This window comes from Acinetobacter sp. 22512 (assembly GCF_052044755.1).
GTDB classification, from domain to species: domain Bacteria; phylum Pseudomonadota; class Gammaproteobacteria; order Pseudomonadales; family Moraxellaceae; genus Acinetobacter; species Acinetobacter pittii.
Map to the genome: position 1 here is coordinate 1 of NZ_JBQENP010000032.1, position 20,685 is coordinate 20,685.

A 20,685-nucleotide genomic window follows, 5' to 3' on the forward strand; every position below is an offset into this window, starting at 1 on the left:
CTTGAGATGTGCCAAGCACAGTCTTTATGGCTTTGCTGTGCCTTTTTTTCTCCCAGAAAGGGCACAGGTTTTTTATCTCATTTATATACAACAAAAATTTTTATAACGGTAAAACTATGCCAAAGTTAGTTCTCTCAACACGTGCTATTCAAGTCATTAATACATCGATTGATTTATTTCACCATCATGGCTTTCATACGGTTGGGGTCGATAGAATTGTGAAAGAGTCAAAAATTACCAAAGCGACTTTTTATAACTTCTTTTATTCAAAAGAGCGGTTTATTGAAATCTGTTTGATCGTACAAAAAGAACGTCTAAAAGAAAAAGTGGTTTCAATTGTTGAGTACGACCAAGGCCCAAGTGTAAAGGAAAAACTTAAGAGACTTTATTTCTTACATACTGATTTAGAGGGGCTTTACTATCTATTATTTAAAGCCATGTTTGAAACAAAGCTGACCTATCCAAAAGCTTATCAAACCGCGGTGAGATATAGAACGTGGCTCATCAATGAAATCTATAGCCAGCTTAGAGCACTCAAAAGGGATGCGACTTTTCAGGACGCCAAGCTATTTTTATATATGATTGAAGGCACAATTATTCAGCTTTTAAGCTCAGATGGGGCAATTGATCGGGAAAAGGTGATAGATTTTTATATAATTTATGTCTAACAGAGATGAATTAATCTTTATTTTTTGTGATTTATTCATCATTAATTTTTATTCCTGCGGACAGTTTGGGCAATAGGTTGCAAAAGTTTTATATTAATTACTTAATAGTAGAAATCCCTTACATTTTGTAATGATTAATTCATCATAATTCCTTAAAAGGCAAAAGATATAAGAACGCCTATAATAAAAGGGAAATAGGGATGACAAAATTTATAGCTATCGCCGAAAAGGTTTACGAAGAATTCGAGAAAAAAAATTTATTTTCTGAAAGCACTATTGAGCAGCTCAATAACTTAGTGAGTGCGATAAGAAAAGAACTAAAGGGTTCTTCATGTAAACTAAAAAGTAATTACTTTGATTTCGAAGCGTGTTTAAACAAACCGCCCGATCAGTGCTTAGTTAAGTTAGATATCAGTTTAATGCCCAAATATAAAAATAAGCTTGAATACATCATGTGGTTAGCGGGCTTTATTGAAAGAATTACAGTTGGAGGCAGACCTAAGCTTCCACCACTCGCTAGCTTGATCCCTGCTGAATATCAAGCCAGACAAGAAGTTAAAGTTGATTTAGAAGAAGAAAGAAGAAGGTCAGAAGAAAGCGCCAATATGATTAGGAGCTATTTTGATTCTGACGATTATAAAAAAAATGAAAAAAGTTTGGCTACTTCATGATGAGAAGCACTAATTTTTATTTATAAATAAAAAATCTCAAGCAACTGTTTATGAGAACAGTTGCTTGATGATATTTAAAAAATCTAAAAATGATTATCAGCTGTAAAAGATGATTAGGACCCGTAAGTGGGTGCGTACCTTATATGGCCCAGAAATAAATATTATATTAAGGCTTATCGCTATATTGGATCCAGAAATTTCGGGAGTTTATTTACTCAGCTAATTTTGAACGTGGTTCCATCAATGTAAGTAATACTCTTTTTACATGATCAAACTCTTCTTTATAGATGCAGCCATACAATTTACAAAGGATGAAGAATGAATAATTTGAATTTTAAAAGTCTAAAGAAGTATTGGCTGCGATTCGTGGGTATTGCTGTAATCGCGGGCTCCTTAGTATTGGCATTTGCTTGGGTCGCCGGTCTATTTGGACATCGCACCACAAGCAAAACTTTTTTGGGAGACTCATTAAATAACTTTGATCCCGGATATCGACGTGCACACGGTAAGGGTATTTGTTTTGATGGCACTTACCACAGTAATGGTTCTGCAGCGGCACTCTCTAAAGCCACGGTATTTGCCAAGTCTGATATACCCGCGATTGGCCGTTTTTCTATTGGAAGTGGTAACCCGCATGCGGCAGATAATTCGACAGCAACAGTGAGTATGGCTTTATTACTTTCCGCAGCTGATCATTCACAATGGCGCATGAAATTAAACAACTTTCCCTATTTCCCTACACGAAATGCCGAAGGTTTTTTGGCGCAGCAAAAAGCATTTAAACCAGTTCCAGCTACTGGCAAACCTGATCCAGCCCTTGTTGAGGCTTTCTTAAAAGAATATCCAGAAGCACGTAAGTCTATTGAGCAAAAGGCGAAGATGCCATTAACCGGTAGTTTCAGCGGTGCAGAATTTTATGTCGTAAATGCTTTTATATTGCGGGCTGCCAATGGACAAGAACAGCCAGTTCGTTGGTCTATGCGTCCTCATTCAAAATTTATTAGCTTGACGAAAGAACAACGTGATCAAGCTGGCCATGATTTCTTATTTAAAGACATCAAAAAACGTTTGGCTGAAGGGCCGCTATATTGGGATTTGGTTTTGCAACTTGCCGAGCCGGGAGACCCAGTGAATGACCCGTCTCAACCTTGGCCAAAAGAACGTAAAGAAGTGATAGCAGGAACATTGGAAGTCAAAAATGTAACTGAACAGGTAAATGGCGTTTGCCGTGACATTAACTTTGATCCAACACTAGTTCCACCGGGAATTGAGTTATCAGATGATCCAGTACTCGCCGCACGAGCAGGCATCTATTCACAATCTTACAATGCTCGCTTACGTGAAATTGGATTTGGCAAAGCAACGGATGCCGTGGGCAAATAGGAGAGATCAGCCATGCAAAACAAATCTAACAATAATGCTCCACGTCATTTTAATTTGACTGCTCGAATACTACATTGGCTTATGGCGGTAGCGATTTTGGCCATGCTATTTATTGGTGTGGGAATGACAACCTCAATCACTTGGCGTCCGTGGTTAATCGATATCCATCGTCCTTTAGGAATCGCAATCTTATTATTGGTCATCATAAGATTAATAAATCGACTCTATTTTCCAATTCCACCTTTGCCGCCGACTGTACCGCGCTGGCAGGCATTTATGGCCCATGCATCACATTGGCTGCTCTATCTTTTGATGTTTAGTTTGCCATTGCTCGGATGGGCAACGCTATCAGCAGGTAATTGGCCTGTAACTTTATTTCCGGGTTGGGACCTTCCACCTATAGCACCTACTAACTCTACGCTTTACGCTTGGTTCCGTACTCTACACGGAATTTTGGCTTGGTTATTATTTGCTGTGGTTATTGGTCATCTGTCTGCTGCGTTATTACATGCATGGATTTATCGCGATGGCGTATTCTCAAGTATGGCTTTGGGCTCTTCTAAACCATCAAGTAATGGATCTTCTGCTGAAAAGAAGAATGCTGATTGAGGGGAGTGATTTAGCTCTTAAGCTCAGATTAGGCGGACGAGAGGGAAAAGATTTTCGATTGTTTTTAAATCATCTGTTTGAATATAAAAATAATTTAAATAATAGGATGTATGGTTTGCTTGATTTTTGTTAGATGAGCAGACCATAGCCCCTGTGCAATAAGTTGAGATCATTACTCGGACAGAATCAAATCATCTGATCTAACTTTTTGTTTATATTATAAAAAAATAATATTTTGACTTTGTTGGCATATTATTGCTATTTTATTTTACGTTAATCGTAAATTGATTACGTATTACATAATTAAAATGAATTAATTTAAAGCATGTCATGGAGAAGGGAATACCATGAAAGAAGTTGCATTAAGTGATTTGATCAATCAGCAGAAAGTTGGACGCTATCAAAAATTTATTCTGATCACCTGTTTATTACTGATGATTATGGATGGCTATGACATCCAGTCTATGGCTTACGCGGCCCCAATGATTATAGAAGAATGGGGCGTTCAAAAATCCATGCTAGGGGTTGTGTTTAGCGCCAGCTTGTTTGGTTTATTTGTCGGATCATTTTTATTAAGTTCACTCTCTGATCGTTTTGGCCGCCGTCCCATCTTACTGATCTCAACCTTTATGTTCTCGGTTTTGATGCTGGTGACACCACATGTAGGCAATATTGAGCAATTGACTGCAATCCGCTTTGTTACAGGAATTTTTTTAGGAGGTATCATGCCAAATGTTATGGCTTATAGCTCTGAAATTGTTCCATTCAAATCTCGTATTTTTACCATGATGGTTATTTCTTGTGGCTATACGGTAGGGGCAATGTTAGGAGGCGGTATATCCGCCTTATTAGTTCCTTGGGGAGGTTGGCAGGCAATTTTCTATTTTGGCGGTATTGTTCCTCTAATTATTTTCTTTATCACATACTTTAAGCTGCCAGAATCTTTATATTTTTTGAGTGAAGATAATAAAAATATTCCTAAGATTTTGTTTTGGTTAAAGAAGTTTTATCCCGCATTAACATTTAATTCAGAAATAAAAATCATCAATAACACTGAAGTTGAGGTTAAAAAGTCGCCGCTTGAGTTGTTTAAAAATCAGCGTGCGTTTTTTACCTATTCCATCTGGATCATCAGTATTTTAAATATGATCAGTCTATATTTTCTGGCAAACTGGTTACCGACTTTGGCCAAAGAGTCAGGACTTTCATTAAATCAGGCATTGTTGATCGGTTCCACTCTACAATTAGGCGGTACGGTTGGTAGTGTGGTGATGGGCCTTAAAATCGATAAGACAGGATTTTATAAAGTATTAATCCCTGTTTTTTTGGTTGCAGTGATGAGTGTTGCTTTAATTGGCTATGCGGTTAGCCATATTATTTTATTATTTATTATCATTTTTATTGCTGGCTTTGCAATTGTTGGCGGGCAACCTGCCATTAATGCACTGTCTGCCAGTTATTACCCAGTTTCGCTTCGTACTACAGGGGTGGGCTGGAGTATCGGTATTGCGCGTTTGGGTTCGGTCATTGGACCGTTATTTGGTGGTTATCTCTCTCAATTTCTGGTTATTACTCATTTATTTGTGATTGCTGCAATACCTTCGCTACTCGTCATTATTATGCTGATTATTCAAGCTAAGTACCGATCATAAAAACTATTGCATCCATCATGCACATATTGATTGTAATTATGATCGGTGAGTAGCTACAAAGAGTTGATTACTGTTATTTCATGAGCTATTTAACTCGATACCACGTTTGATTTCGGCCAATTGCAGAGATACCAATGTATCCACGAGCAGTAAGTTTTTCGCCATCTGGGGATACTGTTAAGCTAAAGCGATAGGTTTTATCAGACTGTGGGTCGAGGATAGATCCCTTGTCATATTTATTTTGACCGACATTTTTTAAATTTTTGACGATGGTTAAACCAATCAAAGATTTATTTTTATAAGTACCTTCACACATCGTACATTTGTTGGCTTCACTTGGAACAAGTATTTTTTCGATGTTTGCAGAGAGGTTGCCATTTTTATCTTGGTTAAATCTTACCAGCGCTCGAGGTTGATTGGTTGCATCATCAATGGTTTTCCAAACACTGCCATGTAGTTTGTCCGAAGCAAATGAATGAACCGAATAAAAACTCAATAAAATTAATAATAAATATTTTTTCATATCAATGGATTCTCGAATTAAAAATAAATGGTTTTAAAGGCCAGAATTATTTATTTTAAATTTAACTTCACAATTTTCTTAGTATTGAATCTATAAGTTAAACAATATGTAAAGTTATAATCTATTTGTTTGGATATTATTTTGATCGGTTTTTTTATGCAATTGCGAGAATGGACATAATGATTAAGCAAGGTTTAAAAGTAGATTATAAATTATTGATAATTTTTAGAAGTAGTGGGGTGATTAAACTACATACAGTTTGATAAATAATGACAAAATTTACGCTTAGGAGAAATAAAAAACATCCACTACTTTTTAAATTAATTAGATTGCGTGTAACTCATCACAAATAATAAAAATAATATGCAAATCATGTGATTAGTATAGATTGACACTGTGCAATATTAAGTCTTATAACTAAACAATCCTGAAAGCTGTTTCTTTAATAGGAACAGAAAAAACACAATATAAAGATGATTAGACATTAGAACAAAAAGTTAAGGAGAGAAGAAATGAAAGTGATTAGACATGCTTTATTTTCTCTGATGGGAATGTTGACAATAAATAGTGCAGATGCTGGCAATGCATCTACATCATTAAGGGTCAGTTTAACCATTCTAGAAACTTGTGAAGTTTCCACACAAGGAAACTTAGATTTTGGTTCGGTTGAACGTGCTCAGCCAGTTCCTACTGCAAGAACGGATGTAACTGTGCAATGCAGCAAAAATACACCCTATCAATTGGCTGTAACCTCTGACAATAACTTTGAACTTAAATCTACTAACAGCCCAGCATCTGTTGCATATGTACTGTATCAAGATGCGGGCCATACTCAAATTTGGGGAGGGGTGGCGGATAAAATACGTTCACGAATCGCGACAGGAATGAAAGAAAATATTCCTATTCACGGGGCGATCACATCAAGCACCAATGTTCAGGCGACTAAGTATGAAGATTGGGTTCGTGTGAATGTTATATATTAATCGTGAAAACCAAAATAATTATAAATATCAAAAACTAATTTATAAAAAACCTCTTTTTAGGGGCGAAGAGAATATTTTAAAAAAAAGCTACACCAACATATGGTGTAGCCAGTTGTTTTGATAGAACTAAGCACCACGCATTAATGCTGCTACTGCTTTTTCCAGAAATTGTAGGGTCACTGGTTTGAGCCAAGTACCGTCAGCAAGGCTTGGTTCACTTTGCATTGCTGTACGGATTTTTTCTTGAGTACTTGGATTTTTGCCAGCATAGCCTTGTAGCATAGAGAGCCATTGTTGTGCCAAACGCTTTGCTCCATCACTATCTGGTGTGACCTCGGCATCAATCAATTTTTCAATATCAACCAATAATTGAGGCCATTTTTTCATCTCACGAATATAATTCTCTTTTAAAAAAGTAAACTCATCGTCAGATAAATAACGGGCAAAAATACTCAGCTTACTCTCAGAAAAAGCTTTAAGTAAAAACTCAACAACTTTTGGCGTTACGCCTAATTTTTCCTGAAATTCAGGTTCGGCTGAGTTTATGGCATTTAGTTTAACTAACCATTCTGGGTTAGCTCGTGTATTGTGCTCAAGAGTTTTCATCCACTTTCGAGCTAGGTCTTGAGCTGCTTCACTGTTAGATGGTTCACCAGCATTAAATAGTGCATTTGCTGCTTGAGTTAACTCTTGCCATTCTTGGTGGCTTTTAGTGCCTGCTTGTAAGAAAGTCAGTTTTTCAAGCTCTTCTTTTGTAAAATATTTTTCAAACATCGCTATAAGCTCCAGTGTTTTTAGCCAATCCTCCAAACCAAGCTCTTCACCACTTATGATCTGAGATTTAAGTTTGCTGAGCTGATTTCGCAATTTCTTTTGCTCTGTCAGCCTTTGATCAATTGCTTGAATCTGCTGATCAATAATCGGTAAAAGTGCAAGATTGGGGTCTTCAAGAACCGTATGGATTTCGGCTAACGACATTCCCAGTCCTCGTAATGCTTGAATCTGATGCAAACGAGTAATGTCTTTACGGGTGTATAGTCGATAACCTGCATCGGAACGGACCGAAGGCTGAAGTAAACCGATATCGTCATAGTGATGAAGAGCACGGACAGTAAGTCCTGTTTGCTTAGCCAATTCACCAACTTTTAACAGCATCTTTTTAGCTCCTTCTTCCTTAGGCGTGTTTTATGCTAGGGGCTTACGTTACGTGAGGGTCAACTACTTTAAATCATATTTTTTCATTATTTTTGCTTTAGTAAATATTCGAATTTATTTGATCCGTTTTCGGAATATCTTAAGAGATTAGTTAAGCCAGTTTTTCTTGGATAAAAATGATTTCAAGCCATTCCCGTCATGGAGTGGCAATATATTTAACAAATCAACAGCAATCGATACTCGCCATCTTTTTCAACAGGTGCTCGGTGAACACAAGGTAAAACCTTTTGAGTTGGATGATCTACTGCTAAACGCCAAATATGTCCCGTGCCTAAATTTACAGGTTGGGCAGCGGGTTTAGGCTGATAATGCAAATCAAAAAAATACTCTGCCAAAAATGCTTCAAATTCAGCTTCTGGGCCATCATGTAATTCTTTGAGCTTTTCTCTAATTTCGGGAATTAAAACTTTTTGTTCAACCTGATTATTGGGCACAATATCACTGGCAGCGCCGTGATAGGTACATAAGAATGTATCGGTTTCAATTGGAGAGCGATCAACATGAAATGAATATACATCTGTTGAAATGAAGCCTAGCTCTTCATCGCGTTCATAATGTTTAAGTAAGTTAAGTACTGGCGATGCGCCGAAATCAGTTAACTGCTCGATATCTTCTAAAATAGTTTTTCTTGCCAGATTGCCTTTTTCTGAAAGTTGTAGCGCTAAAAGGTCTTCAACAGAAACTTCTGTAATATTTTCTTTTAAATGAAGTTTACTCACAATCTCTTTAAAGTCGCCAACCAAATTTCTGTGCCAGCAAATCGCATTTGTCTCTCCTTGAAACTTTGTATTTACAAGTTCAGGAAAACTAGACACTTGTCTAATTTGTTTGCTGTCAGAAAACGCATTCTTCATAGGAGAATTAAATAAAATAATAGAGCATGTCTAATATTATAGCCTGAGCTTAGCTAAAAAATATTCCCTTGCAATTTATTACGCCAGCTTAAACTTACTTCAGAAGAACATTATTTGCCTCTGAAGTAAGGTCTTTAAAGGTCGAGTAATTTATTTACCACTCATATTTAACACCCACTCGAAAATTAGTCGGAGCGCCGTAATAGCTATTTGTGGTGCCTAAATGGTATTTCTCATTAAATAAATTATTAACATTAAAGTTGAGCATTAGATTATTGTTGACCTTATAACGTGCCATTAAGTCGACTAAAGCGTAACTTTCTTGAGTAAATCTACCTGTTGCAGAGACCGCATTTTTTTCATAGATTTCGCTTTGCCAACGAACACCGCCACCAATGGTCAGGGCTTCATCAAGATAAGGCAGGGTATAGGTGGTAAACAGTTTGACTGTGTTATTTGGCACACCGGTATTTAATCGGTTGTCTTGGCTATCTTTTGATAAGTTACGGCTAAAGCTTGTGGAAACTTGCCATAAATCAGTCAACTTACCTGTCGCTTCAATTTCAAAGCCGCGACTTTTGGTGCCAGATTCTGTTCGATAGGCTTGTGAACCATCTGGAGCAAATACATCTGCTAATGCAATCGCTGTATTGTCCTCTTTAGTTTGATAAATAGCAGCGCCAACATTTAATTGATTATCAAAAAACTCACCCTTAATACCCAGCTCGGTACTATTACCTATTAATGGGTCTATGTATTCGCCTGTAACAGCTTTCTTATCTTGTGGTGAAAAAATATTGGTGTAGCTTGCATACGCAGTCCAGTTGTCAGTGAAATCATAGGTAATGCCCACATAAGGAATCACCTTGCCACTTTCTTCTTGTGTTGTGTAGGTGGTCTTATTATCAGCATCTGAATGGTTGCCAGTTACGCGCTCCCAGTCTTCAATTCGAGTGCCTAAAATGACTGCAAGATTGTCGGTTGCTTTAAGACGAACAGCACCAAAAATAGATTGGCTACGATCATCGCCACTGTACCAACCATCTATTTTTGTTTCGGGGCGGTTAGGTGTACTGCCATCCCAAGCAAAAATATTTTTTAGAGTTCCATCCCATGTCATTCCGTTATTCCAGCCCGAATAGGTTGGACGTTTATTTTTGCTTTTTGTGTAAGTTGTGCCTAACACCACGTCATGAGTTTGATTAAACAAATCAAATGAACCGTTTAAGGTTAAATTGAATAAGTCTTGAGTAGGGCGATAATCCCAACGGGTTGCATACAACATTGCCCCGCTACCAGTAGCTTTATCAATCCCTTTACTTGAGAAGGTATAACCTACAATTTCATCCGAATCTGTAATGGTTCTAGACACCATACCTTTTAATTTCCAGCGGTCATTAAACTGGTGTTCAATATCAGCAAAGTAAGATGTCGTTGAACGGTCTGAACCCGTCCAACTCGCCGCCGCTGAATCTGAACGGGACCAGTTAATCGGTGTGCCATCTGTATAAAAGCTTGGTAAACCACCTCTAGCGACACCAGTCAAATCGAGTTGTTGGTAACTTGCACCCAAACTTGCTTTGGTTTGTTCAGTTAAATCAGCTTCTAATACGGCATAAGCCACTTTACGTTCTTCATTGTAGCGGTCGATATAAGAGTCTGACTTTTGATAGGCAAAAAGGGTACGGCCACGAATACTTCCAGACTCATTAAGGGGTGTAGAAACATCAATATCGGTACGGTAGGAATCCCAAGAACCAATGTCAGCACTCACCGAAGCCTTAAAGTCTTGTAATGGTTTTTTTCGGACCAGATTAATACTTGCGCTTGCACTGCCAGCACCTGTCATTAAGCCATTTGCACCGCGCACGACTTCGACTCGGTCAAATAAAGCCATGTCCTGACTTTGGAAAATACTTGCATATGAACTCATGAGCTTTACGCCATCGAGTAAATAACTATCTACTTCTTTGCCACGAGCGTAAATAGGTGAGTTATCACTACCAATATTGCCGCCTTGTTTAATAGAAAGACCTGCTGCCTGACTCACAACATCGGTTAATTGGGTGAGGTTCTGATCTTTCATTTGTTGGTTGGTGATTACACTGACCAGCTGAGGTGTTTCTTTCAAACTTAATGCCAAGCCAGTAGAGGCGGTGGTCGCCTTCGCCGTATATAAACCAGAACCTTCGGTTGTTAAATTTTCGCCATGATCAGCATTAACATGAATTGTTGCTAAATGCGCCGTACCTGTTTCACTGCCTGCCGTATCAAATTCATTGTTGTTATTTGCTTTTGTTTTAATTGCTTCTAACTGGAAAACTTTGGGTTCAATTGGAGCGGGTGGAGCCTTCACTCGGATGCTGTAACCACCATTGTTTACTTTAACGGCTTCAAATGGGTGACTTTGTAATAACAGACTTAAAGCATCTTCAACAGCGTAATTCCCTTGAAGCGCTTTGCTTTTTGTTTTTGAAAGACTGGTATTATCGTAGCTAATGGTGGTACCTGTTTGAATTGCCAGTTGTTTAATGGCCTGATCAAGCGTGCTCTGGCGAATTGAAATACTATAAGTTTGTGCAGCGTAAATAGACGTTGAGGTAAGCGCCGTGACCACCCATGGCGTACTCCATAGCACTGCACGTATAGCCAAAGCCAATTTACTTTTTGCTTGATAATCCTTCATGTGGTCTTCTCGACAGGGAGTGTATTTCTCTATAAGTCGAACCAGATCAAAAAAAGGGTCACATTTTTTTATCTTTTTTTAATATTTAACAAATAGGGACTGTAATAGGTCAGCTCAAGTTGATGGCTATAGGCCAAAGTTTCTAAGCTTTGCTCAGGGTTCTTTAGAGAAAATACCCCAGAAATTTTTATATTTTTTAATTCGGGGGCGAGATGGTAAGTACCTTTTTTATAACGAAATAGCTCATCCAGCACTTTTTGAAGTGGCCATTGATCTACAACCAAAAGTTGTTGGGTCCAATAAGGCTGATCGTTATCGAGAGGAAGAGCTTTTGAAATATATTTTTCGTCAAAAAAAGCACGCTGGCCTTGTTTTAATATTTGGCGTTTAGACGAGTTCTCGGGTTCAATTGCTACAGCATGTTTATAGACTTTGACTTTTGTTTGTTCGCTATTTTCTTGGCGAACCGTAAATTGAGTCCCTAAGGCTTCTACGGAACCATTCTTGGTTTCGACAATAAATGGTCGATGTTGAGCATCCTTTGCTGTTTCAACATAAATTTCCCCATCAATCAGCTTTATCTGACGTTTCTCTTGCGTGAAATTTACATCGACATAGCAATCACTTGCCATAATCAGTTGAGAACCATCCTTTAACGATACTTTTCTAATTTCACCCACTTTGGTGTGGTAGTCCGACTGCCATTTTTCCCAAGGTATGAAATAGGCAGACAAACCAACGATCATTAAACCTGAAAGGCTCAACAGCATATTGCGTTTTGCAGCAAGATTAAATTTTTGATTAGACTGAACTAAAGCTTCGGAAGGGAAGTTACCTGCGAGGTTTGATAAACCGTGGCTAAATTTTTCCATTTGCTGGAGTGCTAGCTGGTGATCTTTTTTTTCGGCTTTCCACTGCTCAAATTGTTGTTGCTGTAATGCTGTCATTTCACCCGAATGTAGAAGTACCAACCAGTCTGCGGCTGCATCTAAAACATGAGGAGGAATTTTATTAATAGCTGACATACAGTAGAAATTTGAGCGCGTTGAAAAGGGTTAATTATAAAGGTCTATACAAGCTAAAAAAGCTTGTTTCATATCTCTTTTCACAGTAGCTTCAGAAATATTCATTTTTTCACTAATTTCTCGATAAGTCATGCCGTCTAGTTGAGACATCAAAAAGACCTGAGCCGTGCGGGTAGGTAGTTTTTCTAATATTAAATGAACTTGATATAGGGTTTCTTGAATATAAAGTTCATGTTCAGCAGAGGGATAATATTCTTCTGGAAGATGCTGTAGGGCGTCTAGATATAAGTTTTCAATATGCTGACGGCGCCAATAGTCAATCATGACATGCTTGGCGATCCCCATAAGCCATGCCTGTGGTTCCTTAATTTTTTGAAAACAATATCCACTTTTTAAAGCACGATAAAACACTTCCTGACTCAGGTCTTCAGATTGATGATGGTGCTGAATTTTGTGTTTAAACCATGATAAAAGCGTAGTTTGCTGAGAACGGTAAATTTGGCTAAACCATACCTGTTTCTCTACATTGAAGTTCATAGCGGCGGAGTCCACAAATTGGCAATGAGTAGCGCAATTAAACACACAGTTAAATTATTCTTAAATAGTAATGATAATTATTATTAATATCAACAAAGAGGGCTCTATATTCTAAAAATTCTTATGCTCTAATTTTTCGCTATTTAGGGCCTGTACCTTAGTCGCAGACACATGTATCGTTAGGGGATGATCCTTTAAAATTATAAGGTGATTGAAAAACAAAATTATTCAATTAAACAACCGGACTGTGCCACCACAATTAAAACAACACCCACCTCAAGATGAGTCATATAAAAATAAATAAAACATGAGGTTTTATTGGTGAAAATTGACAGGGTATATCACTGATCAAGCTTGGGGTTTATGAAGAAATATTTTACGGTTGATTTATTTATGATAGCTTCGTCTTACTTTAAAAAACGCAAAAAAAATTACCGTACCGTAAAGGATCAGCAGCTTACAATCGCCGCAAAAGCCAATATCTTTATTTGCATTATTTTTTGTTTGTTTTGGACCACATATTTTATATTTGCAAAAATGTGGTTAATTGTGGGTATGGATATCATTTTTACACTGATCTCTATATTTAGCCTTTTTCTCATTTATATAAACCGCATTTCAGCGGGTATTCTTTTATCTCAAGTCGTTCTGCTTGTTTTTCCAGTCATTTTTTGCTTATTTTTTGATGTCGCTACAAGTGACCGTCCGCAAGTGGCTCAATTGTTTTTACCCGCTGGGGCGATATTGGGATATTTGAATTACCGTAGAAATCCAAGCTTTTTACAAGCTGCTTTAATTCTTTTGTCGATTGGATGCTTTATATTTTTTAGTGGCAGCTCTTTTAATCTTGAGAGCGCCATACCTTTACCGGAAGATATTCGTGACCATGGGGGATGGATTGCAACTTGTGTCGCTACGCTCATGATCTGTATTTCAATTTACACCATGCAATTAGAGATACAAACCGAAAGCACTATGGTGCAAGACTTACGCTTAGCACTTGCAAAAGAACAGTTTGAGCTTTTTTATCAACCGCAAATTAATGCTTCTGAAGCGCTAATTGGTGCGGAAGCTTTATTAAGATGGCATCATCCTGTTTTAGGATATATTCCCACAAAAGATTTTATTCCATCGGCACAAAGTTTTGGGTTAATGCCAGAGATCGGGGAATGGGTATTGGCTCAAGCCTGCAAAGTTTTACAAAAGTGGAGTAAAAAAGCTGAGACCAAAGATCTTACACTTTCAATTAATATTAGTGCTGATCACTTTATGCAACCAAACTTTGAGCAAACTGTAATTGGGATGATTCAGAAATATGAGGTCAATCCATCTCGTCTCATATTAGAAATTACTGAAAATATTGCTTTAACGAATTGTGTAAGCATGATCGAAAAAATGCAGTTCTTATCTAAACAAGGAGTTCAGCTTTCTCTTGATGATTTTGGTACAGGTTATTCATCTTTAAGCTATCTACAAAAAATGCCCATCAGCCAAATCAAAATTGATCGTAGCTTTGTACAGGCAGCATTGGATGATAAACGCAGTAATAAATTAGTCACAGGCATTATTAAAATTGGATTAGATCTGAACCTCCGAGTGTTGGTAGAAGGCATCGAAACGCCTGAACAATTTAGTGCTTTTAAAAATAATGGATGTACTGAGTTTCAAGGATATTTGTGGGGCTGCCCCATGCCTTTAAATGACTTTTTAAAACTATTATCCCATTTCAAAAAATAGGCAAAAGTATAATTAACAATCTTAATTTAACAGCAGAACTCTAAATATAAGAGATCTGCCTTACATTAAGTTTAATTAATCAAACTTAGTAACGTCTGGTACTGACTCTAAATAATCAAAGAATTGTTGTATTTGTTCTTCTGTTACACGTGCTGTAGAAATAGGTGGTAACTCATCTCTACCAAAGAATCCAACTTCGGGTGTTTCAATACTTGGTGTCAGTTCACCATCAATAATTTCACACCAGAAGAAAGCCTTATACACATGTAAAAACATTGGAGGATGTGGGTGCTTAGTTCTATCTGTTAAAGCCAATAACTTAATCGCCTTAACTCGTAGACCTGTCTCTTCTATAACTTCTTTTTCAGCATTTTCCGATGCTGAGTAACCTACGTCAGCCCATCCACCCGGAACAGACCATTTCCCGTCTCCAATTTCTTTTGCTAATAATAATTTATTTTCTTTAAAAACAACTGCTCTAACATCTAGTTTCGGAGTCGCATAACCTACATCTTGGAGCACGTTATTAATAAAATTTTCTGTTTTGATTTCTTTTAATTCTAATAAATACTCAATGTGCCCTAAGAGTTGTTCATAACGTTCTTTGTCATAAACATCTTTTGAATAATGTAAACCTGTTTGAGCAATACCAGTAATTTTATTTAAAGTTTCTAACCACTTCACTGAGTCATTCATTGCAACAGAGGCCTTCATGCTTATATCTTTCAGCTATAGTAAGACATAGTCAGACGAAGCACTATTAAACAGTTGTTAACTGAAATTTCAAGCTGAGTCTTAATAGGTTTTGTACGATTAATAGCTCTAATTAAATTTACTCTTTATATAAATTTGACTTAATCATGAGCGGTAAACCAAGACTACTTAATAAACTAGTTCGAGAATTTGTTACATTCTTAGTTTCTAAATTAACAAGCTCAATAAATTCTTTATTAAATTGTTTTCTAGGATATTTTTCTAAAATTTCATTTCTAAAAGAGACGGGAAGTCTATATAGACCGTCACTAATCACATCACAGGATGCACCTTGCTGTAATAGCGTAATTTCTGCTGGGTCAGAGTGATCTATATAACCGTTCATATGTAAGCAGATAGCATCTTTAATAACTCCACTTTTCTTCTCATCAAAGCTATGTTCTTTAGCCTTTAGCTCAAATTGTTTAGCACTCTCATAAGTAAAACAGTTACAACCTTTACTATGAATATGTTGCTCAGTTAAGCCAATATCATGAAAAAGTGAGGCTATTAAAAGTGACTCATCATCAAATTGCTGTTTTTGTATATTGCCTAAAGCAGCGCCCCAGAAATAGGTGCGCCATGAATGATTATAAATAGATATACTTGCTTTAGCTTCGAGCTCATCAAGCGCGACTTTAACCATTTGAGTATCTGGTATCACGATCTGATCAATATCAAAATCATGAGAAGGTTTGAATCGAAAGTAATTTATTTTTATAGAAGCCATAACACTTGGCAGCATAATTTTTTGAATTAACTTAATTTTCTCTTTGAAGCTGAGCTGGCTATTTGTAGCTTGCATCCAGTGATATGAACCAATTCTTTTAGTTTTCATTATTAGATCTCATTTTAGAGTAATTACTCTAAAATATTGCCATAGATGTTTTTTTGCAAGTTGTATCTTTTAAAACACCGATAGAGCTTTGATTAATAGCTTTTTATAAACCCCAATTTAACAATAAATTTTAATTATTTAGCCTTACTGTTTTAACGATCTATTTTAAAGCAAATGTCATTTTGCGTGCTTGACTGTAAAAAGGTTGGGCACTATCCTTTGCCTGCTGGCCTACATTGCCAGTCGGTTGTCGCAGACCGAATCAAACGAGCATTAAAAGTTTCATACTTTTAGTGTTGAGCCCTCGTGCCCCCTCTATGGCGGAACGGAGGGGGACACCTTCGGGTGTGCTGGCCTCGTTTGACCAGTCTGCGAACCCCTTTCGTTCTGCCACCATAATTTTAATGTCTGGCAGAACTCCCAATAAAAAGGAGTTGGCTTTGCACATCCATTATTTCTTGGCAGACTTTGCCAAAAGCTATAACGACACAGCTTAAACGTTTAAAGCAGTTTGATCACCGTTAGGTTTTCAGGCTTTAAATTACTTCGTCTTAAAACTTAATCAACAATAAAACTTGAGATGTGCCAAGCACAGTCTTACGGGCTTTGCTGTGCCTTTTTTCTCCCAAAAAAGATGGCCGATTTTATATCTCATTTATATACAACAATAATTTGATAACGGTAAGACTATGCCAAATTTAGTTCTCTCAACACGTGCTATTCAAGTCATCAATAAGTCGATTGATTTATTTCATCACCACGGATTCCATACGGTTGGAGTCGACCGAATCGTGAAAGAATGTGAAGTGACCAAAGCAACTTTTTATAACTTTTTTCATTCGAAAGAACGATTTATTGAAATCTGCCTGATCGTACAAAAAGAACGATTAAAAGAAAAAGTGGTCTCAATTGTTGGGTACGACCAGAACACAAGCGTGAAGGATAAACTCAAGAAACTTTATTACCTCCACACCGATTTAGAAGGGATGTACTACCTTTTATTTAAAGCCATTTTTGAAACGAAACTGACCTATCCAAAAGCCTATATCACCGCGGTGAGATATCGCACATGGCTACTTAATGAAATCTATAGCCAGCTTATAAAACTCAAAACAGATGCTACCTTTCAGGATGCCAAGCTATTTTTATATATGATTGAGGGCGCAATTATCCAGCTTTTAAGCTCAGATGTGACAATCGAGCGGGAAAGAGTGCTTGAGTGTTTTTTGCTGGGGTTTGGGTAAAGGAGTACGGACTCTAAGTTTGTTGATCAAAGTTAGATGAAGATATATCAATCGTGAAGCAAATTTAAATATGCAGAGATTTGCTTATAAAACTAAGTCTGAACGAGGCTGCTGTTCTAATAACTGAGATATATTATTTTCAAGCCAATCCGTTAAATCAAAAAGTCTATCGGAAGCTTCTCGGCCAAAGTCTGTTAATTGATAATCTACTCGAGGGGGCACTTCAGCATAATCCTGACGATAAATAAAACCATCTTGCTCGAGTAACTTTAAGGTTTGTGCCAGCATTTTTTCACTAATCCCATCAATTAATTTTTTTAATTCATTAAAGCGCAAACGCTGATCACGTAATGCAACTAAAATTAAAACGCTCCAACGGCTTGTTAGTGTTAATAAAATTTTTCTAGATGGACAATTTGCTGCAAAAACTAGACCTTTCATTGCTCATTACCTGCATTACAAAAGTTTACATTTAATGCTGAACTTACTTTTAGGTAAGTACTTACTTTTAGTAAGTGAAGATACTACGATGATTGAAATATTTCAATTACATCAGATGGAGATCACCATGCGTATTGCAGTTACTGGTGCAACAGGTCAACTTGGTCAATTCGTTATTTCTCAATTACTTGAACGGACCGAAGCAAAAAATATTGTGGCATTAGTCCGTAATCCAGAAAAAGCTTTAGATTTAAGTTCAAAAGGGATAGAAGTTCGTCCTTTTGATTATGTTAATGACGTAGAAAAACTTTCAGAACAACTGCAAGGTATTGATAAGCTTTTATTAATTTCATCAAATGAAATTGGTCAACGCACAGTACAACACCAAAATATTATTAATGCAGCAAAACTCGCGCATGTAAAATTTATTGCTTATACAAGTTTATTAAAAGCAGATGTAACACCGCTTTTACTTGCGCAAGAACATGTTGAAACTGAACAATATTTAAAAGCATCGAATATTCCCTACACGTTATTACGCAATAACTGGTACAACGAAAACTATGCAATGGGTCTTAAACAAGCGGTTGAGCATGGCAAAATTTTTGGGGCAACTCATCACGGTAAAGTTTCTTCTGCTTCACGTCTAGATTATGCAACTGCGGCCGCTGTGGTATTAACGCAAGATGGGCATGAAAATAAGATTTATGAGCTGGCAGGTGATACAAGTTACACCCTTGATGATGTAGCAAAATGGACAAGTGAAATCACTCAAAAAGATGTAACTTATCAAGATTTACCCGAAGAAGAATATAAAGCATTCTTAGTGCAGGTTGGTGTACCAGAAGGATTTGCTCATATATTGGCTGATTCGGATGAAGGCGTGTCTAAACACGGTTTATATAGTGATAGTAAAGATCTGCATCAGCTCATTGGCCGCGCAACGACAAGTATGCAAGAAACTGTGAAAGAGTTTTTAAAATAAGCTGTTTTTCTATCGCTTAGACTGACACGAAATTTTAACTTGATATTTAACAACGGTAATTTTAGAATCCGCCCAACTAATTTTTAGGAGCTTCAATGTGAGTACTTGCTCGAGTGACAGTAGTCGATCGATAATAGTCTAAGTATCCACTGAAGTCCTGACAGACCTCTTTTTGTGGATGCAAGAAGAGGTTTTTTATTTCCATCTTTTCATTTCTATTATTAACCCATGATTTATTCATGACGGGTTGCAGTACTTGCATGTGCTCCATGACTTATGGGAGTGATGCCAGTGTTATTTACTTTAAAGAAACGCTCACTTATTTCTGGTTTCTGTTTATTCGCATTATCTAGCGCGAGCCATAGTGGACGACCTATGGTTGTTGACGATGCTGCTCTAGTTTCTCCAAAAACCTGCCAGCTAGAAACATGGGCGCAGCATAACTCTGACAGCAAAGAATATTGGGCAACACCAGCCTGTAATTTTGGTGGTAATTTTGAATTTGCTGTAGGGATGGGGAGAGTAAATGATGATACTGAGCATGTCAGTTATGCAACTCTACAAGGCAAGACCTTATTAAAACCTTTAGAAACTAATGATTGGGGAATCGGCTTTTCTTTTGGCACTCAAATCAATACTAAGGATTCTTCAAAGAAAGATTGGACGGTTAATGTTCCTTTAAGTCTTTCTACTTTGGATGATAAATTTTTAATCCATGCCAACCTTGGTTGGTTACGTGAAAATACCACACATAAAAATCAAACCACATGGGGAATTGGAACCGAAACACAACTTACCCATCCATTAACATTCACTGCCGAAGTATATGGCAATGATCGAAATGATGCTTTTTACCAAACAGGTTTTCGATACATGATTTATAAAGACTTTGTTCAATTAAATGCAAGTTATGGCGACCAAATTTCTCATCACGATAATGCTTTTTTCTCTGTCGGGTTTGTATTTTTAACAAAACCGTTTTTACATTAATAACTTAGAAATGTCTCAAAGTTCCCTTTAAAAAGTGCTCTTTTGAATATAAAGAGCACAAGTAAAAATAAGTATATATTTCATATAAGGAAACTTTCTCTCTCATCTTTTGATTTTATCTAAAACATAGAGTAAAGTTCGTTCACAAGATATTAAATAAAATGAATGACTTTTTATGAATACTATAAAAGCTTTTAATGATTTTTATAAGGTTAAAGAAGTGATTCCAAATTGTAAAATATAGATATGGCTTCTAAAAATTTTCTTTCTACGCTTGCACGGAAAAGTAAGGAGAACAAAGGAAATATAGCTATATGTTCCATTCTTTTTATTATTCCTTTATTTGTATTTCCTGCTTATCCAAAAAATGAATGGCAGTACGAGCTATATCAATACATCACACAAACTATGCATGTGACTGTTGGTACGAAAGGTCCACTACCGTTTTTTACGATTCTTTATAGCATTTATATAACCATAGTCATGTTCTTTGTGGGTTGTGTTATCTGCTATTTTTTTATTAAAAAATATGGGGTTAATAAATCTTATCAAGAGGAAATTTATAAAATATTTTTTAAAGCCGAATTTGAGTCTTCAAAAAAATACCCTTGGTTAGAGAAACCTTTAATCAAAAAGACATTAGTCTCAAGTTTATTTGCCCTATGTTTTGTCATGGGAATACTTCACTTTATTTATGATGATATTACTCAGCAGAGGCCCAGACGTAGAGGTGGGCTTATAGTATTGGGGTATAATTACAGAGTCGGAGTGATGTTTTGGGAAATAGTAACAACTGTCTTTAGTATTTTTCCGATTTTTTATTTTGGCTTGTTATTCTGATATGTGCTGAATTAGCAGGAGACTTTCACTTGGGATATGCTAGGCAGCTAA

The 20,685-nt window shown here is 36.8% G+C and carries 19 protein-coding genes and 2 pseudogenes; 12 read left to right on the plus strand and 9 right to left on the minus strand.

What is annotated here, in order from left to right:
- Positions 1-116: 116 nt before the first annotated feature.
- From ACTJJG_RS18495 to ACTJJG_RS18515, 5 genes are all read left to right on the plus strand, one after another.
- Complete coding sequence (locus ACTJJG_RS18495; protein WP_069119830.1) at positions 117-668, plus strand: TetR/AcrR family transcriptional regulator; 552 nt, start codon at positions 117-119, stop codon at positions 666-668.
- Between the two features lie 200 nt (positions 669-868).
- Positions 869-1,339 (plus strand): hypothetical protein, encoded by a 471-nt coding sequence (locus tag ACTJJG_RS18500; RefSeq protein WP_069119768.1) that lies wholly within the window; start codon positions 869-871, stop codon positions 1,337-1,339.
- Between the two features lie 318 nt (positions 1,340-1,657).
- Positions 1,658-2,722, plus strand: a complete 1,065-nt coding sequence (locus ACTJJG_RS18505) for a catalase family peroxidase (protein WP_233752574.1) — start codon at positions 1,658-1,660, stop codon at positions 2,720-2,722.
- 12 nt (positions 2,723-2,734) lie between these two features.
- Positions 2,735-3,331, plus strand: coding sequence for a cytochrome b (locus ACTJJG_RS18510; protein WP_033850464.1), 597 nt, complete (start codon positions 2,735-2,737; stop codon positions 3,329-3,331).
- A gap of 347 nt (positions 3,332-3,678) precedes the next feature.
- The gene (locus tag ACTJJG_RS18515) at positions 3,679-4,983 is read left to right on the plus strand and encodes an MFS transporter (protein ID WP_069119763.1); all 1,305 of its coding nucleotides are present in this window, start codon (positions 3,679-3,681) and stop codon (positions 4,981-4,983) included.
- Positions 4,984-5,068: 85 nt separating this feature from the next.
- Here ACTJJG_RS18515 and ACTJJG_RS18520 read toward each other — a convergent pair whose 3' ends face one another.
- Positions 5,069-5,506, minus strand: a complete 438-nt coding sequence (locus tag ACTJJG_RS18520) for a DUF2147 domain-containing protein (protein ID WP_069119761.1) — start codon at positions 5,504-5,506, stop codon at positions 5,069-5,071.
- Between the two features lie 512 nt (positions 5,507-6,018).
- Between ACTJJG_RS18520 and ACTJJG_RS18525 the strand changes: the two genes are divergently transcribed.
- The gene (locus ACTJJG_RS18525; RefSeq protein WP_069119760.1) at positions 6,019-6,489 is read left to right on the plus strand and encodes a Csu type fimbrial protein; all 471 of its coding nucleotides are present in this window, start codon (positions 6,019-6,021) and stop codon (positions 6,487-6,489) included.
- 126 nt (positions 6,490-6,615) lie between these two features.
- Here the strand turns inward: ACTJJG_RS18525 and ACTJJG_RS18530 are convergent, their stop codons facing one another.
- The 5 genes and pseudogenes from ACTJJG_RS18530 to ACTJJG_RS18550 form a co-directional block, all read right to left on the minus strand.
- The gene (locus ACTJJG_RS18530; RefSeq protein ID WP_069119758.1) at positions 6,616-7,644 is read right to left on the minus strand and encodes a MerR family transcriptional regulator; all 1,029 of its coding nucleotides are present in this window, start codon (positions 7,642-7,644) and stop codon (positions 6,616-6,618) included.
- A 215-nt stretch (positions 7,645-7,859) separates the two neighbouring features.
- A complete protein-coding gene (locus ACTJJG_RS18535) occupies positions 7,860-8,558 on the minus strand; it encodes a DUF1826 domain-containing protein (protein WP_032038354.1) in 699 nt (232 codons plus the stop codon).
- 154 nt (positions 8,559-8,712) lie between these two features.
- Positions 8,713-11,244, minus strand: coding sequence for a TonB-dependent siderophore receptor (locus ACTJJG_RS18540; protein WP_230445007.1), 2,532 nt, complete (start codon positions 11,242-11,244; stop codon positions 8,713-8,715).
- 58 nt (positions 11,245-11,302) lie between these two features.
- Positions 11,303-12,269, minus strand: a pseudogene (locus tag ACTJJG_RS18545) (FecR domain-containing protein).
- A 30-nt stretch (positions 12,270-12,299) separates the two neighbouring features.
- Entirely contained in the window at positions 12,300-12,806 is a 507-nt protein-coding gene (locus ACTJJG_RS18550) for a sigma-70 family RNA polymerase sigma factor (RefSeq protein WP_032063587.1), read from the minus strand.
- 363 nt (positions 12,807-13,169) lie between these two features.
- Here ACTJJG_RS18550 and ACTJJG_RS18555 point away from each other — a divergent pair, with 363 nt between their 5' ends.
- Positions 13,170-14,543: a putative bifunctional diguanylate cyclase/phosphodiesterase gene (locus ACTJJG_RS18555; protein WP_032063585.1), complete on the plus strand. Its 1,374-nt coding sequence runs from the start codon at positions 13,170-13,172 to the stop codon at positions 14,541-14,543.
- Between the two features lie 75 nt (positions 14,544-14,618).
- Here ACTJJG_RS18555 and ACTJJG_RS18560 read toward each other — a convergent pair whose 3' ends face one another.
- The gene (locus ACTJJG_RS18560) at positions 14,619-15,239 is read right to left on the minus strand and encodes an NUDIX hydrolase (RefSeq protein ID WP_032063584.1); all 621 of its coding nucleotides are present in this window, start codon (positions 15,237-15,239) and stop codon (positions 14,619-14,621) included.
- Positions 15,240-15,375: 136 nt separating this feature from the next.
- Positions 15,376-16,134, minus strand: coding sequence for an HD domain-containing protein (locus ACTJJG_RS18565; RefSeq protein WP_069119752.1), 759 nt, complete (start codon positions 16,132-16,134; stop codon positions 15,376-15,378).
- Between the two features lie 317 nt (positions 16,135-16,451).
- On the opposite strand from ACTJJG_RS18565, the gene ACTJJG_RS18570 reads away from it, so the two are divergent.
- On the plus strand, positions 16,452-16,631 hold the full coding sequence (locus ACTJJG_RS18570) for a hypothetical protein (RefSeq protein ID WP_320125016.1): 180 nt from the start codon (positions 16,452-16,454) through the stop codon (positions 16,629-16,631).
- 192 nt (positions 16,632-16,823) lie between these two features.
- The gene (locus tag ACTJJG_RS18575; RefSeq protein ID WP_032063581.1) at positions 16,824-17,378 is read left to right on the plus strand and encodes a TetR/AcrR family transcriptional regulator; all 555 of its coding nucleotides are present in this window, start codon (positions 16,824-16,826) and stop codon (positions 17,376-17,378) included.
- A gap of 84 nt (positions 17,379-17,462) precedes the next feature.
- Here ACTJJG_RS18575 and ACTJJG_RS18580 read toward each other — a convergent pair whose 3' ends face one another.
- A complete protein-coding gene (locus tag ACTJJG_RS18580) occupies positions 17,463-17,819 on the minus strand; it encodes a winged helix-turn-helix transcriptional regulator (RefSeq protein WP_032056524.1) in 357 nt (118 codons plus the stop codon).
- 127 nt (positions 17,820-17,946) lie between these two features.
- Here ACTJJG_RS18580 and ACTJJG_RS18585 point away from each other — a divergent pair, with 127 nt between their 5' ends.
- The 3 genes and pseudogenes from ACTJJG_RS18585 to ACTJJG_RS18595 form a co-directional block, all read left to right on the plus strand.
- Positions 17,947-18,804, plus strand: coding sequence for an SDR family oxidoreductase (locus ACTJJG_RS18585; protein WP_069119824.1), 858 nt, complete (start codon positions 17,947-17,949; stop codon positions 18,802-18,804).
- Between the two features lie 285 nt (positions 18,805-19,089).
- Complete coding sequence (locus tag ACTJJG_RS18590) at positions 19,090-19,794, plus strand: hypothetical protein (RefSeq protein WP_016806307.1); 705 nt, start codon at positions 19,090-19,092, stop codon at positions 19,792-19,794.
- 246 nt (positions 19,795-20,040) lie between these two features.
- A pseudogene (locus tag ACTJJG_RS18595) lies at positions 20,041-20,631 on the plus strand (hypothetical protein); the annotation flags it as partial.
- Positions 20,632-20,685 lie beyond the last annotated feature (54 nt).

Bases quoted from the DNA above. Each gene is read 5' to 3' on its own strand.
- ACTJJG_RS18555 (WP_032063585.1), top strand. From the start codon at position 13,170: ATGAAGAAATATTTTACGGTTGATTTATTTATGATAGCTTCGTCTTAC.
- ACTJJG_RS18505 (WP_233752574.1), top strand. From the start codon at position 1,658: ATGAATAATTTGAATTTTAAAAGTCTAAAGAAGTATTGGCTGCGATTC.
- ACTJJG_RS18515 (WP_069119763.1), top strand. From the start codon at position 3,679: ATGAAAGAAGTTGCATTAAGTGATTTGATCAATCAGCAGAAAGTTGGA.
- ACTJJG_RS18580 (WP_032056524.1), bottom strand. From the start codon at position 17,819: ATGAAAGGTCTAGTTTTTGCAGCAAATTGTCCATCTAGAAAAATTTTA.
- ACTJJG_RS18585 (WP_069119824.1), top strand. From the start codon at position 17,947: ATGCGTATTGCAGTTACTGGTGCAACAGGTCAACTTGGTCAATTCGTT.
- ACTJJG_RS18520 (WP_069119761.1), bottom strand. From the start codon at position 5,506: ATGAAAAAATATTTATTATTAATTTTATTGAGTTTTTATTCGGTTCAT.
- ACTJJG_RS18590 (WP_016806307.1), top strand. From the start codon at position 19,090: ATGCCAGTGTTATTTACTTTAAAGAAACGCTCACTTATTTCTGGTTTC.
- ACTJJG_RS18550 (WP_032063587.1), bottom strand. From the start codon at position 12,806: ATGAACTTCAATGTAGAGAAACAGGTATGGTTTAGCCAAATTTACCGT.
- ACTJJG_RS18510 (WP_033850464.1), top strand. From the start codon at position 2,735: ATGCAAAACAAATCTAACAATAATGCTCCACGTCATTTTAATTTGACT.
- ACTJJG_RS18530 (WP_069119758.1), bottom strand. From the start codon at position 7,644: ATGCTGTTAAAAGTTGGTGAATTGGCTAAGCAAACAGGACTTACTGTC.
- ACTJJG_RS18500 (WP_069119768.1), top strand. From the start codon at position 869: ATGACAAAATTTATAGCTATCGCCGAAAAGGTTTACGAAGAATTCGAG.
- ACTJJG_RS18535 (WP_032038354.1), bottom strand. From the start codon at position 8,558: ATGAAGAATGCGTTTTCTGACAGCAAACAAATTAGACAAGTGTCTAGT.
- ACTJJG_RS18525 (WP_069119760.1), top strand. From the start codon at position 6,019: ATGAAAGTGATTAGACATGCTTTATTTTCTCTGATGGGAATGTTGACA.
- ACTJJG_RS18575 (WP_032063581.1), top strand. From the start codon at position 16,824: ATGCCAAATTTAGTTCTCTCAACACGTGCTATTCAAGTCATCAATAAG.
- ACTJJG_RS18560 (WP_032063584.1), bottom strand. From the start codon at position 15,239: ATGAATGACTCAGTGAAGTGGTTAGAAACTTTAAATAAAATTACTGGT.
- ACTJJG_RS18540 (WP_230445007.1), bottom strand. From the start codon at position 11,244: ATGAAGGATTATCAAGCAAAAAGTAAATTGGCTTTGGCTATACGTGCA.
- ACTJJG_RS18570 (WP_320125016.1), top strand. From the start codon at position 16,452: ATGGCGGAACGGAGGGGGACACCTTCGGGTGTGCTGGCCTCGTTTGAC.
- ACTJJG_RS18495 (WP_069119830.1), top strand. From the start codon at position 117: ATGCCAAAGTTAGTTCTCTCAACACGTGCTATTCAAGTCATTAATACA.
- ACTJJG_RS18565 (WP_069119752.1), bottom strand. From the start codon at position 16,134: ATGAAAACTAAAAGAATTGGTTCATATCACTGGATGCAAGCTACAAAT.